12 protein-coding genes and 1 pseudogene are annotated in these 14821 nt (G+C 60.2%); 6 read left to right on the top strand and 7 right to left on the bottom strand.

The features are described from left to right. Window positions 1-50: 50 nt before the first annotated feature. The 4 genes from H5V43_RS17380 to H5V43_RS17365 are packed head-to-tail and all read right to left on the bottom strand — an operon-like array spanning window position 51 to window position 4784. Window positions 51-1394: an MFS transporter gene (locus tag H5V43_RS17380; RefSeq protein ID WP_193666861.1), complete on the bottom strand. Its 1344-nt coding sequence runs from the start codon at window positions 1392-1394 to the stop codon at window positions 51-53. Next, window positions 1391-2710, bottom strand: coding sequence for an LLM class flavin-dependent oxidoreductase (locus H5V43_RS17375; RefSeq protein ID WP_025546743.1), 1320 nt, complete (start codon window positions 2708-2710; stop codon window positions 1391-1393). Before H5V43_RS17375 ends, H5V43_RS17380 begins: the two co-directional genes overlap by 4 nt. A 50-nt stretch (window positions 2711-2760) precedes the next feature. Then, the gene (locus H5V43_RS17370) at window positions 2761-4080 is read right to left on the bottom strand and encodes an LLM class flavin-dependent oxidoreductase (protein WP_025546742.1); all 1320 of its coding nucleotides are present in this window, start codon (window positions 4078-4080) and stop codon (window positions 2761-2763) included. Between the two features lie 35 nt (window positions 4081-4115). Further along, window positions 4116-4784 (bottom strand): aldolase/citrate lyase family protein, encoded by a 669-nt coding sequence (locus H5V43_RS17365; RefSeq protein ID WP_193666860.1) that lies wholly within the window; start codon window positions 4782-4784, stop codon window positions 4116-4118. Window positions 4785-5353: 569 nt separating this feature from the next. Here H5V43_RS17365 and H5V43_RS23945 point away from each other — a divergent pair. From H5V43_RS23945 to H5V43_RS17355, 3 genes and pseudogenes are all read left to right on the top strand, one after another. Next, window positions 5354-5551, top strand: a pseudogene (locus tag H5V43_RS23945) (LysR family transcriptional regulator); the annotation flags it as partial. A gap of 204 nt (window positions 5552-5755) precedes the next feature. Next, window positions 5756-6307: a LysR substrate-binding domain-containing protein gene (locus H5V43_RS23690; protein ID WP_025550643.1), complete on the top strand. Its 552-nt coding sequence runs from the start codon at window positions 5756-5758 to the stop codon at window positions 6305-6307. A gap of 66 nt (window positions 6308-6373) precedes the next feature. Beyond that, window positions 6374-7321, top strand: coding sequence for a 2-hydroxyacid dehydrogenase (locus H5V43_RS17355; RefSeq protein WP_306303102.1), 948 nt, complete (start codon window positions 6374-6376; stop codon window positions 7319-7321). 86 nt (window positions 7322-7407) lie between these two features. Here the strand turns inward: H5V43_RS17355 and H5V43_RS17350 are convergent, their stop codons facing one another. Both H5V43_RS17350 and H5V43_RS17345 read right to left on the bottom strand, forming a co-directional pair. After that, on the bottom strand, window positions 7408-9642 hold the full coding sequence (locus tag H5V43_RS17350; protein ID WP_157846872.1) for a TonB-dependent receptor: 2235 nt from the start codon (window positions 9640-9642) through the stop codon (window positions 7408-7410). A gap of 352 nt (window positions 9643-9994) precedes the next feature. Next, window positions 9995-10438 carry a MarR family winged helix-turn-helix transcriptional regulator gene (locus H5V43_RS17345; RefSeq protein ID WP_025550649.1) on the bottom strand — a complete coding sequence of 148 codons (444 nt, stop codon included), beginning with the start codon at window positions 10436-10438 and terminating at the stop codon, window positions 9995-9997. A 271-nt stretch (window positions 10439-10709) separates the two neighbouring features. Here H5V43_RS17345 and H5V43_RS17340 point away from each other — a divergent pair, with 271 nt between their 5' ends. The 3 genes from H5V43_RS17340 (at window position 10710) to H5V43_RS17330 (ending at window position 13571) form a co-directional block, all read left to right on the top strand. Continuing rightward, window positions 10710-11702, top strand: coding sequence for an isopenicillin N synthase family dioxygenase (locus H5V43_RS17340; RefSeq protein ID WP_162195983.1), 993 nt, complete (start codon window positions 10710-10712; stop codon window positions 11700-11702). Between the two features lie 22 nt (window positions 11703-11724). After that, window positions 11725-12474 (top strand): SDR family NAD(P)-dependent oxidoreductase, encoded by a 750-nt coding sequence (locus H5V43_RS17335; protein WP_025550652.1) that lies wholly within the window; start codon window positions 11725-11727, stop codon window positions 12472-12474. An 89-nt stretch (window positions 12475-12563) separates the two neighbouring features. Next, on the top strand, window positions 12564-13571 hold the full coding sequence (locus H5V43_RS17330) for an LLM class flavin-dependent oxidoreductase (RefSeq protein WP_025550654.1): 1008 nt from the start codon (window positions 12564-12566) through the stop codon (window positions 13569-13571). 42 nt (window positions 13572-13613) lie between these two features. Here H5V43_RS17330 and H5V43_RS17325 read toward each other — a convergent pair whose 3' ends face one another. Next, a complete protein-coding gene (locus H5V43_RS17325; RefSeq protein ID WP_025550656.1) occupies window positions 13614-14597 on the bottom strand; it encodes an alpha/beta hydrolase in 984 nt (327 codons plus the stop codon). Between the last annotated feature and the right edge of the window lie 224 nt (window positions 14598-14821).

Below are 14821 nucleotides of genomic sequence, written 5' to 3'. Positions count from 1 at the left end.
TGTTCTCTCCCAGCGCGATGACGCGGCATCACGCGAAACGCTTGCTTTGATTATTGGAGTCCCGCCCGCGCGGCACCGCGACGGCGGAGGTAGGCAGGGCTGGTTTCCGGCAGGAACTGCAGGATCACCAAGCCTAGCAGGGCGGCCGCCATCAGATAGAACGCCGGCGCCAAGGGCGTTCCGGTGACGATGATCAGCCAGGTCACTATGATCGGTGAACAGACCCCGAACAGCGAGATCGGAATGATCATCGACAGGGCCATGCCGAGTGCGCGACGCGAGGTAGGGAACTGTTCCGACGAATAGGTCGGCAAGGGCGCGCTCACCAGCGACATCAATATGCCGAAAAGGCATTGGATCATGATGATCCGCCCGGCCGACGGTGCGCCCTGCACCGCAAGGTATAGCGGATAGGCGCCGAGCAGCAGCAGCAGGTTGCCGAGGCGCAGGGGCGTCCGCCGTCCGAACCTGTCGGAAAGGGCGCCAACGGTCGGCATCAGGACGATCACCAGCGCGGAACCGACCATGACCCCCTTGAAGGCATTGTCGAGACTGACACCAACCTGGCTCTTGAGGTAAGTCGGCATGAACACCATGCCGAGATAGTTGGTGACTGTCGCGGGAATGAAGATGCTGGCCAGCATTAGCATCCGGCGGTACGGCAATGGTGGGCGCGCAGCCTTGTGATCCTTGATCTCCTCGGCCGCGCGGACAAAGGCTTCGCTCTCGGGCAGCTTGCGGCGAATGTAGAACCCGACCGGCGCCACCAGGCCGCCAAGAAGGAATGGTATGCGCCAACCCCAGTCAGAGACGACGGCCTCACCAAGAAAAGTGCTGAGCAGCAGTCCGATCCCGGCGCTGAACATCGAGGCTCCCAGACCCGCCGAACCAAGGAAACCGAGATAGAAACCACGCTTTTCGGGCGGAACATGCTCGGCGATGAAAGTCGCCGCTCCGGTCTGCTCTCCGCCCGCCGAGAAACCCTGCATGATACGGGCGAACGCCACGATGATCGGTGCCCATATGCCGATCGTTTCATATTTCGGGGTCAGTCCGATCATGACGCTGCCGATCGCCATCATGGACAGCGTGATGATGAGCACCGGCTTGCGCCCGATACGGTCGCCGTAAAGGCCGAAGAACAAAGCCCCGAGCGGCCGAACGAAGGCAGCGATGCCAAAGGTGGCGGCGGTTAGCAGCAGGCTCGATTCCGCGGCCATAGCCGGGAAGAACGCAGGTGCCAGGACGACTGCGAAAAATGCGAAAAGCGTGAAGTCGTAGATTTCAAACGCACTGCCGATGCAGGAGGCTACGACAACCTTGAGCGGCTTGGGAGGAGAGGTCTCGACGGTCGCTCCGTCGACAGCGGTGGTCGGCAGGGTAGCGGTCGTCATTCAGCAAACTCCTGGATCGGGGACAGGTCCATGTTTTCGCGCAAGGTCGCGCCGCGGTAACGGTCGCGCACCAGGCCGCGGCGAAGCAGTTCTGGCCGGACCAGATCGACGAAATCCCCCAGCGTCAGCGGTGTGAAGGCGGGCACGATGTTGAATCCGTCGGCTGCATCTTCGGCAAACCAATGCTCCATGACGTCAACGATCATGGCAGGCGTTCCGACGACAACGTGATGGTTGCTGGCGATCAGAGCATGCTGATAAAGCTGACGCAGGGTAAACCCACGCTCCCTTGCCAGGTTGACCATCAATGCGATCCGGCTGGAGTTGTCCCCGCGACGTTCGAGTTCAGCCGGGAAGGGTGCGTCTAGATCGAAGGCGGACACGTCGCCGAAGGTATTGGTCAGCCGCGCGACACCCATCGCCGGGTCGATCAGATCCTGCATCTGCCGGTACTTGGCTTCGGCTTCGGCCATTGTACTGCCGACAACCGGAAGGATGCCGGGCATGATCTTCAGATCGTCAGCGTGGCGACCGAAGCGCGGCATCCTGCTTTTGAGCGAATGATAGAACGCCTTGCCGCAGGCCAGTTCGGTCGCCGCGGCATAGACCACATCGGCGGTCTGCGCGGCGAGGTCCTGTCCGCGCTCGGACGCTCCGGCCTGGATGATCAACGGGTGACCCTGCGGCGGCCGCGGAACATTCAGCGGGCCGGCAGAGCTGAAATACGGACCGGCGTGGTTGATCCGGCCGACTTTTGCAGGATCGTAGTAAAGGCCGCTGGCCTTGTCGCGCACAAGCGCATCCGCGTCCCAACTGCTCCACAGCTTCCTGACCACGGAAACGGCTTCTTCTGCGCGGTCATAGCGCTGATCCTTGGGCAGGATCGGATCGCCGCCGAAGTTCTGTTGTTCGTCCTCGCGGTGCGAAGTAACCACGTTCCACCCTGCCCGTCCGCCACTGAGGTGGTCGAGGGAGGCGAACATGCGGGCAATGTGGAACGGCGCCTGGAATGTCGTCGAAACCGTTGCGACCAGTCCGATATGTCGCGTGTCGCTCGACAGTGCGGAGAGCAATGTCAGGGGTTCGAACCGCAGCGTGGAGGGATCGCGTCCCTGGCTGCCCAGCGGCATCGACACTGAATCGGCGAGAAACAGCATGTCCAGCATGCCGCGCTCGGCCGTTCGGGCTATGGACTTGTAATATCCGTAATCCATGCCCGACCCGGCCGGAATATCGGGATGCCGCCACGCGCCACCGTTGTAGCCGTAGTTGCGCATCGAAATGCCGATCTTCATTTGACGCTGGGACGTGGCCATTTATATTCCCTGCAAATCTTTGCTGTGCGATCGGCCGGCTGGTGCCGTGATCAGAGGGCTACCGGGGCCGGCTCGGACTGGCGGTGAAATCTGTTGGCGGGCCGCTCGAAACCCAGGTTTTCGCGAAGGATCGCGCTTTCGTATTCCTTCCGAAACAGCCCGCGCCTCTGCAATTCCGGAACAACCAGATCGACGAAGTTGTAAACCGGCGTCGGAAAGAACGGAAAGATCAGCACGAACCCGTCGGCGGCGCCGGCCATGTGCCAGGCCTCGAAACTATCGGCGATAGTCTTGGGTGAGCCGACCAGAATGCGGTGCCCGGCCGACGCCGCAAAGCGGCGCGCGACTTGCCCGAGATTGAGGTTGTCGCGTTCTGCCATGTCGATCAGAACTTGCTGGCGGCCACGCGCGGTATTGACCGGGGGCAACGGCGGCAGCGGGCCTTCCGGATCGAATTTGGTTAGGTCGAGGTCGCCCGCATGGCGTTGGATCGCCTTGATCGCCTGTTCGACGGTCATGAAGCTTTCGATCTCGTCCAGTATCGCTTGGGCTTCTTCGTCGGTCTCGGCTGCGATCGGCACGACGCCGGGCATGATGTGGAGCGACGATTCATCACGCCCGTACATCGCCATTCTTCCTTTCAGATCCTGATAGAAAGTGCGACTTTCTTCGACCGTGCGCTGGGCAGTGAAGACGAGATCCGCGGTGCGTGCGGCCAGTTCCTTGCCCGGCTCGGACGAGCCTGCCTGCGCAATGATCGGATGGCCTTGTGGCGGGCGCGCGACATTCAGCGGACCGCGAACCGAGAAGTGCGGCCCCTTATGACCCAGGATATGCACCTTTTGGGGGTCGAACACCTGTCCGGTGGCTTTGTCACGGACGTGGGCGTCTTCTTCCCAGCTGTCCCAAAGCCCCTTCACGACCTCGCTGAATTCGGCCGCGCGTTCATAGCGGTCCGCATGCGCGACATGCTGTTCGAGGCCGAAGTTCCACGCTTCTTCTTCGATCTGCGAGGTGACAAGGTTCCACCCGGCCCGTCCTTTGCTGATGTGGTCGATCGACGCCATTCGGCGCGCCACATGATATGGCTCATTGTAGGTTGTCGTCATCGTGGCGATCAGGCCGATGTTGCTGGTCATCGGTGCCAGCGCGGTGATCAGCGACGCAGGTTCCAGGTAGCAAAGCCGCGCCTGGCGCGACTGGCCGGTCGCCATTGTTTCGGGATTGGCGTTCCCGACCATCGCTACGGTGTCGGCGAAGAAAATCGCATCGAACTTGCCGCGCTCAGCCGCGCGGGTGACGTCGACTATCAGATCGAAATCCATGTCGGCTGACGCTTGGGCCGCCGAATGCCGCCAGCCATCGTACATGCCACTCGGAGTGAAGAGGAATGCTGCTAGGTGGATCATTGGGTGAATCGTCCTTTGACTGCTGCTGCATGGGCAAACCCGAGAAGGTCGCCGAGCGGGACGGTGACCTGATCGAGCCGTTCGAGAGGGAAAGTGGCAAACCAGCCGGGCAACAGCGCGCAACCCGCCGCCTTCCCGCAAGCGCGGATCGTGTCGAGCGCATCCAGCAAGTGCGGGGCAAGCCGTGGTCCTAGCGTTTCGAAATGCGCCCGGCCGCGATATTCGAATCCAAGGTCGAGCGCGAGGTCGATCAAGCCCACATGCACCGCGGTCAGACCCTGGACCGCACATATGTCCGGGATTCGTTCTACCGCCGCGCCGCTTTCGACGAGCGCGCTGAGCTGGATCTCAGCGGTGTCGAGGAAATCGTACCGGGTCAACTCGTCATGGACAGCGTTGATCGTGGCCGCATCTTCGACCTGCGGGATGATGAAACTGCGCACGCCCTGAAAGAATAGACGGCCGCATGCGTCAGGATCCCGGTCCGCCATCTTGACATGCAAAGTACCGCCAGCGTGCTCAACGGCGACCAGCGCCCGTTTGACATCCGCTTCGCCGTGCAGCGAATGCTCAAGATCGAGCATCACGTCGCTCCACCCAGCCTTGACGAAAGCGGCCATCATGTCCATGTCGGCGCTCGGCTGAGATAAGATCAGTTTGGGCATTTCATCTCCGCGAAGATGGCCGGGCGATATCCACCGGCTGACAGAGTGGAGCTGCACAGCAAGCAGCGCGCTGACAATGTCAATTTCGTCACAATCAATGTGATAAGCCTGAAATAATCCGCTGTAAGCGAAACGCGTTTCCTCCCGACAATATCCTCTTAGTATTTGATCAACAGCGCCATGACGTAAATCACAACAACACATAAACTTGAATAGGCCTGAGGGATTTTACATGGTAAACACGCTCCACAAGGCTATTTTTCTACGGATGATCTGATTATATAGAAGTATATTGATACTTATATGAGATATTGATCTATTGAATAGTCCCGCCACCAAGTACGGCTAGGCGGACTTTTTGACAATTTTATTGACAATATATTGCTGGAGTGGTTCTTGTGTGGCGGCAGGCACGGACTTGTCTGCGAGATGGGATCTGGAGCCTGCGCCAAAGGATATTCGCATGACCTACGCTCGACAATCTCCATACGCAGCGCGCTCCGCGACACCACATAACGGGGTCGGACGCGTGTCCGCCGCCAGAAGAGCCCGTTTGGCGTTCAAAAGCGGTGCCTGACGATGGTTATCGAAGGCGTCCGTCGCAAGAGACGGTATCTCCGGTTGATAGAGGGTCCTCGTCCCTGCCGCCTCTCAATACCTTGCGGGTGTTTGAAAGTGTTGCCCGGCACCAGAGCTTTGCAAAGGCAGCCGACGAACTATACATATCGCGTGGCGCTGTAGGTAAGCACATCGCAAATCTGGAAGCATATCTGGGAATACAGTTGTTCCTGAGAAGAGACAACCGCATCGCACTCACTAAACATGCGAAGGTATTTCTGGGATCGGTCAGCAAAGCCCTCGATATATTCCGGTCCTCGGTGGAACAAGTGACATCCCACAGTTATGCAGCACCCATTCGCCTGCGGGTGCTTCAAAGATTTCCGGCGCGTTGGCTGAACAGGCGTCTGTTGATGCTGAAGGATTTCAGTTTTCAAATCACGCTGACGACCAATAGCGTCGCGTTCGTGGATTTCGCCAAGAACGATGTCGATGTTGCCATAGAAGGTGGCCCCAACCCGAGCCCGGCCACGGAGTCCTTCGAGTTCGGCGCTATGGAAGTTTTGCCCGTGTGTCACCCCGCTCTTGTCAACGGCCATCCTCCGCCGGTTCATCCCCAGGATGTCGCGCAGTACAACTTGCTATGTCCGACGGGGCATCCTGATCTGGAGAATTTCTGGGTGAAGTGGGGTCGCAGCGTGGGTCTGGATGCCTGCTTTGGCAAGACCTGCACATATTTCGATTCGCTCGACGCGGTATCCGACGCGGCCATGCAAGGCCTTGGCATCGGTATCGCCGCCAGAAAGTTCGTGGAGGACGATCTTGCCGCTGGCCGGTTGATCGCGCCACTCCCGTGCTCCCTAGAAATTGCAATGCCGTATTACATTGTCACGCCCAAAGAAGCGACCAACCCACAAGTCAACGCATTCGTTAACTGGTTACGGGGCGAAATCTCAAGGCCCTGAACCATCCATCCAAGTCGAAGAACAGGACAACGCATGGCTTTCCCAAGCTTACGATCACGCATATTGGTGACACAGCGGCTGCCGGACGCAGTCGAGGATTATCTGCGCAAGCAGCTTGGAGCGCGCCTAAGCCCTGATGACAGCGGCCTGAATCGAGCGGAGCTGGAAGCCGCCATGTGCAATCACGATATTATTCTCGCAACGATTACGGATCGGTTCGATGCCGAGCTTCTCGCAATGGCGGAGCGAACGGTCAAACTTATCGCCAATTTCGGCACGGGCGTCGACCATATCGACTTGGCGGCGGCACAGGCGCTCGGCATCATGGTAACGAACACGCCCGACGCTCTGACCGAAGCGACAGCGGAACTCGCCCTGCTGCTCATGCTCACCGCCGCGCGGCGCGGAGGAGAAGGCGAGCGCGAGCTGCGTTCGGGCCAGTGGGCAGGGTGGCGCCCGACGCACATGATGGGGATGGGGCTTGCCGGACGAACGCTGGGCCTCGTCGGATTCGGACGGATCGCACAGTGCTTCGGCCTGAAAGCACAGGCGCTCGGCATGAATGTGCGCTATTATAGCCGTAGGCCATTTGTGGCCGACAACCCCGGGCGGCTGGTCGCCGAGCGCGTGGATACCCTGGCCGAATTGGCCGCAAGTTCGGATGTTCTCTCGCTACATGTCCCAGGTGGGCAGGCGACGCATCACCTTATCGATGCGAATATCCTCAGCGTCATGAAGCCGCACAGCATATTGGTGAACACCGCGCGCGGTCCCGTGGTCGATGAGGCGGCTTTGGCGCATGCGCTGGAAGAGGGCGTGATCGGCGCGGCCGCGCTGGATGTCTATGAACGCGAGCCCACGGTCAATCCGCGTCTTCTGCGATCAGAACGTTCCGTCTTCCTGCCGCACATGGGCAGCGCGACGATCGAAGCCCGCACGGCTATGGGGTTTCAGGCAACGCGCAATATCGAAGCGTTCCTGCGTGGCGAAGCTCCGCCAAACCGGGTCGCCTGAAAGTAGGCCCTTCGTGAGCAGGTGTCGCAAGCGGCGGCACCTGCCAGCGCCATACCCCATAAGCCAATATGCGGAACGGAAATCAGCTAATATTTATAGCCCAGCGTCACGCCATAGACTCGCGGTTCGGATCCGTAGCCCACGGGATAACCCAGGCCGTTGACCGTCGCGGCATAGGTGATGACCTTCTTGTCTAACAGATTACGGCCAAACACCGTGAAGCTAAGTTTGTCGTCCGGCGACGTCCAGCGCAAGGATGAGTTCAGCAGGACATAGGCCGGCTGGCGCAGATAATTGTCGGCTTCGAAGAAGTAAGCGCCGTTGTAGTTACCGGTTAAGTTGAAGTGCATCGCGCCAATCGAAGTTTCGAAGTCGTAATCGAGCGAGCCCGACGCAGTGAACTTCTGAGAAAGCGGCAGGCGGTTGCCGGTCGCGTCGCCGGTTCCGATCACGGCATTGTTGTTGCCTACGATCGTGCCGGGATTAACGAAATAGGTGTTGTACGGCGCGTTCTTATAATCAGTGAATTTCGCGTGGAGCCATTCCATTGCCCCTGTGAGCTCAAGCCCGGTCGCGACCTTGACCGACGCGTCCACGTCGACGCCGTAGACTTCCGCTTGAGCCCCGTTGGTGACGATCGAACCGCCAGGGAAGAGCTGAGTGACCTGGATATTCTTGTAGTCATAGTAGAAACCCGCCACGTTGAAGCGCATCGAGCGGTCGAACAGTTCCGACTTGACACCGACTTCGTAGGCATTGAGCGTTTCCGGCAGGTAGCCGTCGGTCGTCGGCGAATTGATGTTATAACCACCGCTCTTGAAGCCGGTGTTGAATGACGCGTAACCCAAGATTCGCGGGGTGAATTGCTGGCTAAGCGCGATGCGGTAGGTCAGCTTTTCAGTCGATTGTGAACGCGGCGTCGTCGCCGGCCCGAAGACCGGATTGGTCAGCGAAGTAGACCGGTTGATCGATCCGGTAAGGCTGCGCTTTTCCCAGGTGTAGCGCAGACCGCCCGTCAGCGTGGTATTCGGGAAAATCTCCCAGTCGACCTGCGCGAACGGCGCAATCGATTCGGTCACTTCCTTACCCTGCGACAGCGATACGCCCGGCGATGTGATCGGTGAGACGCGCACCCGCAGGCTGTCGAGGTTGGCGTTCGAATAGTGGAAATAGAACGCGCCGGTTGCCCACTTCAGCGGTCCGCTGGAGTTCGAAACCAGCTGCAGTTCCTGCGAATACGACGTGCTTGGCTGGTCGTAGGCCTGGCTCGACAGCACCACCGGCGACACGCTCGCGGTGTCGAAGTTGTAGGTGCCGTTGCCGTCGCGATAGGACGAGATCGAGATCAGCTTGGCGAAATCGAAATTCTGCGTCGCCGTCAGGCTGACACCGCCGCCTTTGTAGCTGAGCGAAGGATCGAGCCCCGAATAGGTGTCGTACACGGTATTGACCGGGCCGAAGGACAACAGCTGACCGCTTGGCGTTGTCCTGCCCTGTACCGACAGCGTAGTGCCAGGATAGGGTTGCAGCGCAAAGGCGTGCTGGGCCCGGTCCATATAGTCGCCGATCAGCAAAAAGCTGGTGTTCGGGCCTGGCTCGATCAGCAGCTTGGCGCGCGCGTCGAATTGGTGGTCAAGCTTGTACGTATCGTTGCCAGTCGAAAAGTTGGTCCCCCAGCCCTGCCCCTGCGTGGTGTATGCGGCCGAGGCGCTGAATTTGATGCCTTCGGCAATTGGGCCCGTCAGATAGGCATCGGCATGCACAGTTTCGTAGTTCTGATAGCGCAGCCGGATATCGGTGCCGAACGTGTCTGACGGTTCCTTGGTGGTGATCTGGATCACGCCGCCGGTGGAATTACGGCCGAACAGGGTTCCCTGCGGACCCTTCAACACCGCGACTTGCGCAATGTCGTTGAGGTCGCGAACACCTTCGCGCTGCTGGGGCAGGTAGACACCGTCGATATAAAGGGCGACCGGGTTTTCCACCACGCTCGACGAGGTGCCGATGCCGCGGATGTAGGGCTGGTAAGCGCCGACCGTGGTGCGAACATTCAGCCCCGGTGCAATGGTGCCAAGCTGCTGGGTGCTGACGACACCGGCACCGGTAAGCTGCTCCTCTGTTTTAGCGATCACCGCAATGGGCACTCTCTGCAGGTTTTCGGCACGCTTTTGCGCGGTTACTACGATCTCGCCAAGGCCGCCGTCGGCGGCTTTGGCGGGTGTTTCGACGGAGCCGGTCGGGACCGGATCGGCTTGGGCCAACGCCGGTGCGGACGCAAGCGCGAGCCAGCTCACTGTTGTCATGACAAATACCTGCTTCAACTGAATTCCCCTCGATAACCCTCGGGTGCCTCCGGATATCGATTGCGTCGTGTCCCGGGGCAGCGCGTCAGGAAGGGTCGAAAACCCTCTCCCATCTTGCACCCGGCTTGGCGACCCCCCCGTACGGACCGCTCAACAACTGCATCGAAGACAAGCAGCGAGGTCGCCGCTCGACACGCAAATAATTCGTCGAGCTCACGACATTGTCAAGTAACTTGTCATTATGCGGTTGATGCTGGAAAAATTAGGGCTTTCGGTCGGTTCGCGATCACGCCATCCCTGCAATGTGGCGCAAAAACAACATGTATGAAGAGACTGATCCACTATCGGCGACTCGACGAAGATTGCCGAATCAGAAGGCTGCGTCCTCTTCTCGTTTCGTATCGAAGACTGGCGGCGCACCCCAATCCTTGCTGAGCGCCTCACGCAACGCCGTGACGAGTTCAGCCCCCAAACGTTCTCCCAACGCCTTCTCCAGCGCCTCCATGACGTCCAGCGCGGCGTCTTGCCGGGCGGTCGAGTCTTCGGTGAAAGTGATGATCTGCGCGCGCCCATCGGACGGATCGGCGGAGACGTTTATCAATCCCATGCCTTCGAGCTGCTGGATCATCTGGCTCATCGCTTGGCGGGACACACCCAGATTGCGCGCCAGCTGCGATGAACGATGCACGCCGGCGGCGATGTTCGCCAACGCCAACGACTGCGCGCGGGTCCGTTTCTCCCATCCACGCGCGGTGATGTTGGCCTGCAGGCCTTCATCGAACCAATAAAATGCCTGCAACAGGCTCAACATCATCGAAGGGGTCTGCACAGTTGCTGGTGTGGCGCACGGTGGCGAGCGTCGTCAAGGTGTAAACAGGCTGGGAATCGATCGAAGGTTCGTTGAGATTGAAGACAGCGTTGCGCGATAGGCATCAGCTGCACCGGGTCGTCGTTATGCAATTTTGTCAATTATGTTGACAGAATTGCATTGCGGCGCTACCCTCCGAGCACTAGCACCAGCGCGCACAAGACCAGATGAAAACCATCTCCGACCGGGCGCGCTGTCCCAGCCGAGGTACTGCTCCGTGACCGATTCCAACTCAGCACAAGTTTCCGAAATCCCCACCGTCGACATGTCGGGTTTCGTATCCGGTGATCCAGACGGCAAACAAATGGCCGCCCGACAGCTTCGCAACGCGATGGAAAAGGTCGGCTTCTTCTTCCTCGTCGGACATGGGGTCGACTGGTCGATCATCGACGAGGCATATTCGCAGGCCGAGCGGTTCTTCGACCAGCCGCTCGAAGACAAGATGGCGGTGAAGGTCGGCACCGGAGGCCCCGACTCGACTCCGCTGCTCGCCAAGCAACGTGGCTACATCCATTACCGCGCGAAAGTCGATCCGGTCACGGCCGAGAAAAGCGAACGGGCGAAGAACTTCGTGGAAGCGTTCAACATGGCGCGCGAGGATTATGGCATCAACCAGTGGCCCAGCAACCTGCCGGGGTTCAAGGATGCGCTGCTGAAATACTACCAGACGATGTACGAACTGGCCACCGACATGGTCCGGCTCTACGCACTGGCGCTCGACCTGCCTGAGACATATTTCGATCCGTTCTTCGACCGTGCGGGCGGCAGCATGCGGATATCGCATTACTTCCCGGCTCAGTCCGAGGCGGAGCTGGCCGACAGTTGGGGCATTCACCCGCATACCGACCGCAGTTTCCTGACCCTGCTGCCCGCCAATAAGGTTTCGGGCCTGCAGGTCCGCCCCGAAGGCGCGGACTGGATCGAAGCCCCCTACGTGCCGGGATCGTTTGTGGTCAACGGCGGCGATATCCTCAAGCGCTGGACCAACGACCGCTTCCTATCGACCCCGCATCGCGTGGTTCGTTCGATGAGCGAGCGGTATGCCATGCCGCTGTTCTTTTCGCCGGACAACGATATCACCATAGAGGTCGTGCCGACGTGCTATTCGCCGGATCATCCGCTGCGCTATGCGCCGATCAGCCATCAGGACTTCCTCTCTGAATTCCTTCAGAGCGATTACACCCGCGACGACGAACGGCTGAAGGGGTAAAGCTTCGATGCAACAGACTGGCATGGCCGGACAGCTGGCAGGCAGAACGGCGGTAATCACCGGTGGCTCCCGTGGGATCGGGCGGGCAATCGCTCTGGCGCTAGCGGGCGAAGGCGCGAATATCGCCTTCTGCCACCTCGACGACGATCGCGCCGATCAGACCGCCGCAGAAATCGCCGCGAAAGGGCGCAAGGTCGCGCATCGTTCAGTGGATCTGCGCGACCTCGACCAACTCGATGCCTTCATGGTTGAGATGAAGGACGTATTCGGCACACCCGACATTCTCGTCAACAATGCCGGCGGCAGCATCGTCATGCCATTCACGGCGCTGACCAGAGACACCTACGACCAAGTGATGAACCTGAATTTCCGCGCCACTGTTTTCGCAACCCACGCGGTGTTCGACGACATGCTGGCGCGGGGATCCGGGCGCATTATCAATATCGCCTCGCAACTGGGTTTACGGGGTGAAGGCGCGATGACGCTGTATGCGGCGGCGAAGGCGGCGTTAATCGGCCTGACCCGCTCGCTCGCGCGAGAAGGCGCTCCGCATGGTGTCCTCGTCAATGCGATCGCCCCCGGGCCGATTCTGACCGAACGCTTCCTCGCCGCGCCCGAGGACAAACGCGCGGCGATCAGCGAACGCCTCCCGCTGCAGCGATGCGGAACGCCGGAAGAACTGGGCGCGACAGCGGTGCTGCTCGCCGGTCCTGGCGGGTCGTTCTACGTCGGCGCCTGCCTGTCGCCGAACGGCGGCGATGTGATGCATTAATTTAGTCAATATTATTGACATTAATTTGTATTTACCGATGGTGATGGGTAGGCGCCGCTTCACGGTGCCAAGCGCTAGAAGGAGTGGAAATGAAACTGGGAATCTGGACACCGCTGCCGCATACAATCCGTGCGGACGCCGAATTTTCAGCCGCCATCGCTGGCCTTGACGAGCGTGGTGGCCCAGCCGTTCCCGATGCTTCGTTCGAATATGCGCTCGACATGTTGCAGAAGGGGGAGAGGGGCGGCTTCGACATCTCCTTGGTCGCCGAACGCTATCTCGGGCCTGACCTGGAATCTTGGATCCTCGCGACCGCGCTGGCGGCGCGGACCAGCAAGATCGTGACTATGCCCGCGATCCATCCCGGCATCATTAATCCGCAGGTCGTCGCCAAGATGGGCGCGACAATGGACCGGATCAGCGGCGGCCGCTTCGCGCTCAACATTGTCAATGGATGGTGGGAAGAGGAGTTCGCGCTGTACGGGAACGGCAGCTGGCTCGAAAGCGGCGATGCCCGCTATCGCCGGATGGATGAGTTCATCCAGGTGGTGCAGGGCCTGTGGACCGGCAAGCCGTTCACCTTTGAAGGCGAATTCTTCAACTGCAAGGAAGGCCTGCTTCCCACGCAGACCATCCAGACGCCGCCGCCGCTTTATGCCGCGAGCCGTTCCGAAAAAGGTTGCGACATTATCGCGCGAACCTGCCATTGCTGGTTCGCCGCTTACGAACCGGGCTATCGCAATTTCGAAGCCAACTTACGGATGCTCGAAAGGTCGATCGCGGAAATGAAGGAGCGCGCCCGGTCCTACGGCCGCGATATCCAAATCGCCCTAAACCCCAACTTCATTCTCGCCAATACGGAAGCGGAAGCGAACGCGCGCGCGGACGAGATCGAGGAATATGGCAAGTCGGGCCAAGTGAACTGGATTTTCGCCAGCGCCTTGGGCGCGGGTTTGGTAGGGACGGCCGAATTAGTGGCCGAACGGATCAAGGCGTTCGAAGAAATCGGCGTCGACCTGCTCATGCTTCGTTCCTACCCGATGAACGAAGGGATCGACCGTTTCATCGCTGACGTCATCCCCCGCATTCGCGATTGAAGGCCGCTGCCACCACGCAGGTGGCAGCGCCCCCTTTCCGCCTTATGCTAACAGGTGGCGCAGGGCGACGATCGTCCGATCCAGTGCGACCTTCGCGTTCGCCACCTTGTCGCTCAGGTGCAGAAAAAGGTGCGGCATGCCAAAGGCCATCGCGATCTGTACCGGGACACCAGCGGATTGCAGGTGGCGTGCGTAGACTTCGGCCTCGGTCCGCCGGGGATCAAGTTCCCCGGTCAGGATGAAAGTCGGCGGCAGTTTCGAAAAGTCGTCAGCCCACAGCGGGGATATCCGCGGATCGGCGCGGTCAGTCGCGGGATCCTGGAAATAGCTGTTTACATATATGCTGGAATTGCGGGCATCGGCTTCGCTACGCTTGGCGGCCGAGTAATGCGCGGTGAAGTCGATCAGGGGCACGAGCAGAATCTGGCCGACCGGCTGTCCCCAGCCCTCCGATACCGCCGCGTGACAGGCCGCCGCCGAAATACATCCGCCCCCGCTATACCCCGCAATGACTATACGCGATCGATCTACCGGACCGCCAGGAGGGTCGTTCATGATTGCCCGGCAGGCAAGCATGGCGTCGTCATGGGCAGCCGGATAGGGATGTTCGGGAGCCAGGCGGTAGTCAACGTTATAGATCACGCAGTGCACGGCCTTGGCGATGGCCCGGCAAACCATGTCGTCGGACTCCAGACCGCCCATGAGCAGGCCGCCGCCATGGAACCAGATAATCGCGGGGAGTTCCTCCCCGCCGGTCACGTCCGGCCGGTATACGCGAACCGGCAGACTGCGACCGGGCAGATCGATCGACAGATCCATCACATGCGGAACAGTCGGGCCGCGCGTCCATACTGTCCGCACCAGCTCGTCTTCGTAGGAGCGAAGCCCTTGCGGGGTGGCCATATCGCGGCCGACGGCGCAGGAGCTGAAAACCGGGCCGAGCGCCGCGATGTCCGCAGCCATTTCGCCGCCAGCAGTGGTTCCGATCTGTTCGACGTGCCCTTCGGGGCTCGCGGTAAACGCCATTATGTTGCTCCATCTGGATAGGGGCCGGAAGCCTTAATTCTCCCGACGGTACAGTGCCGTTCAGGCGATGGAGGAACAACCGCGAAGGCCTTGCCAATGGCTCAAGCCAGCCATCTCGACTGACAGGACCGGGCGCGGTTCGCGCGCACCCCGCCGTGCGATGCCGGCGTCCTGTGCGCCGCTCATAACGCGGGGGTGCGGCGCATGATCCCGAGCAACGCGGG

It is taken from the genome of Sphingobium fuliginis (genome assembly GCF_015074805.1).
Classification (GTDB): Bacteria; Pseudomonadota; Alphaproteobacteria; order Sphingomonadales; family Sphingomonadaceae; genus Sphingobium; species Sphingobium fuliginis.
This window is presented reverse-complemented; position numbering and strand designations above follow the sequence as displayed.

Bases quoted from the DNA above. Each gene is read 5' to 3' on its own strand.
- H5V43_RS17380 (WP_193666861.1), bottom strand. From the start codon at position 1,394: ATGACGACCGCTACCCTGCCGACCACCGCTGTCGACGGAGCGACCGTC.
- H5V43_RS17375 (WP_025546743.1), bottom strand. From the start codon at position 2,710: ATGGCCACGTCCCAGCGTCAAATGAAGATCGGCATTTCGATGCGCAAC.
- H5V43_RS17370 (WP_025546742.1), bottom strand. From the start codon at position 4,080: ATGTACGATGGCTGGCGGCATTCGGCGGCCCAAGCGTCAGCCGACATG.
- H5V43_RS17365 (WP_193666860.1), bottom strand. From the start codon at position 4,784: ATGCCCAAACTGATCTTATCTCAGCCGAGCGCCGACATGGACATGATG.
- H5V43_RS23690 (WP_025550643.1), top strand. From the start codon at position 5,756: ATGCTGAAGGATTTCAGTTTTCAAATCACGCTGACGACCAATAGCGTC.
- H5V43_RS17345 (WP_025550649.1), bottom strand. From the start codon at position 10,438: ATGATGTTGAGCCTGTTGCAGGCATTTTATTGGTTCGATGAAGGCCTG.
- H5V43_RS17335 (WP_025550652.1), top strand. From the start codon at position 11,725: ATGGCCGGACAGCTGGCAGGCAGAACGGCGGTAATCACCGGTGGCTCC.
- H5V43_RS17330 (WP_025550654.1), top strand. From the start codon at position 12,564: ATGAAACTGGGAATCTGGACACCGCTGCCGCATACAATCCGTGCGGAC.
- H5V43_RS17325 (WP_025550656.1), bottom strand. From the start codon at position 14,597: ATGGCGTTTACCGCGAGCCCCGAAGGGCACGTCGAACAGATCGGAACC.